General features: G+C 43.1%; 3 protein-coding genes. All 3 read left to right on the forward strand.

What is annotated here, in order from left to right:
• Window positions 1–78: 78 nt before the first annotated feature.
• Genes ACFO6W_RS15685 through ACFO6W_RS15695 form a run of 3 tightly spaced genes read left to right on the forward strand, consistent with a single transcriptional unit; the run spans window position 79 to window position 872 of the window.
• Window positions 79–309 (forward strand): hypothetical protein, encoded by a 231-nt coding sequence (locus ACFO6W_RS15685; protein ID WP_379998101.1) that lies wholly within the window; start codon window positions 79–81, stop codon window positions 307–309.
• Between the two features lie 6 nt (window positions 310–315).
• Complete coding sequence (locus ACFO6W_RS15690; protein ID WP_379998103.1) at window positions 316–549, forward strand: hypothetical protein; 234 nt, start codon at window positions 316–318, stop codon at window positions 547–549.
• Between the two features lie 38 nt (window positions 550–587).
• A complete protein-coding gene (locus ACFO6W_RS15695) occupies window positions 588–872 on the forward strand; it encodes a hypothetical protein (RefSeq protein ID WP_379998105.1) in 285 nt (94 codons plus the stop codon).
• Window positions 873–984: the final 112 nt, after the last annotated feature.

Consider the following 984-nt stretch of genomic DNA (forward strand, 5'->3'; position numbering starts at 1 on the left):
GAAGGAAGCCGTCAGCCGTGAAGTAGCCAGGGTCATGGAAGAAAACGGGATAACAGGATAAATATATCTAAACTGTAAATGATGGAAACAAAAGTGATATACGTTACAGGCGATGAGGTATCGAAAGGGGAAGCGGTGCATGACTTTTTCAAAATGCCGGATACAGCTATTATCAGCCGGCCTGAACTGCCGGAAGAAAGGATATTGTCCCTCTGCGGGGTAAAGGAAGCCTGTATCAAAATCCTGTCCTGTTATAACAACGGGAAGGACAAGCCGGACTATTACACTTACCTGGTATATAACAAATAAAAGGCTATGGGCGGGACATTGGCAAAAGGCGGTAAGGATACGGAGATGATCATACAGGCGGATGTGATCCAGGCGGGTGATAATTGCAGTATCAATATGACGGTAAACAACTTCAACATCGATGTAAAATCGCTTGTCGCCGGACAACTGGAATCGAAGGATGAGGTAATAAGGGCGCTGAGGACTGAGAATGAATTATTGCATAGCGTTATCAGGCAATTGCAGGCATCCGGGGAATAGAACAGAAGATAAATCCATAATCATTAAAATAAAAAAAGATGGTAAAGAAAGTAATTATACAACGGTCTGCGGACATTTATGAAAGGTGGGGCATCCATTACAGCCGGGCACAAAAACGCTGGATAACAAAACGCCCGGTCAGTTGCAGCTTTGACGGAAAACCGCTGGACTGTGGCCTTGTGGTAGCAGTCAGGAATGAAATTATAGGTATAACGAGTATTGAATACATGAAGACGTTGACGCATGAATTATTCAGGGATAAGAATCTCGGATATATTGAACTGTTAGCATTCTGTTTAGAGGAAGGAGGGCAGAATGGTTAAGCCGGACTATTACACTTACCTGGTATATAACAAAATCTAATCATAACAATAAAAACAATGACAATAAAAGGCGGTTATATCTTGCAGCCGCGAGCCATCAGTGAGAGCGCCA

The organism is Dysgonomonas termitidis, from assembly GCF_042654545.1.
Lineage (GTDB): Bacteria > Bacteroidota > Bacteroidia > Bacteroidales > Dysgonomonadaceae > Dysgonomonas > Dysgonomonas termitidis.

What these genes read in the sequence shown, in the direction of transcription:
- ACFO6W_RS15685 (WP_379998101.1), top strand. Translation starts at nt 79, where the DNA reads ATGATGGAAACAAAAGTGATATACGTTACAGGCGATGAGGTATCGAAA.
- ACFO6W_RS15690 (WP_379998103.1), top strand. Translation starts at nt 316, where the DNA reads ATGGGCGGGACATTGGCAAAAGGCGGTAAGGATACGGAGATGATCATA.
- ACFO6W_RS15695 (WP_379998105.1), top strand. Translation starts at nt 588, where the DNA reads ATGGTAAAGAAAGTAATTATACAACGGTCTGCGGACATTTATGAAAGG.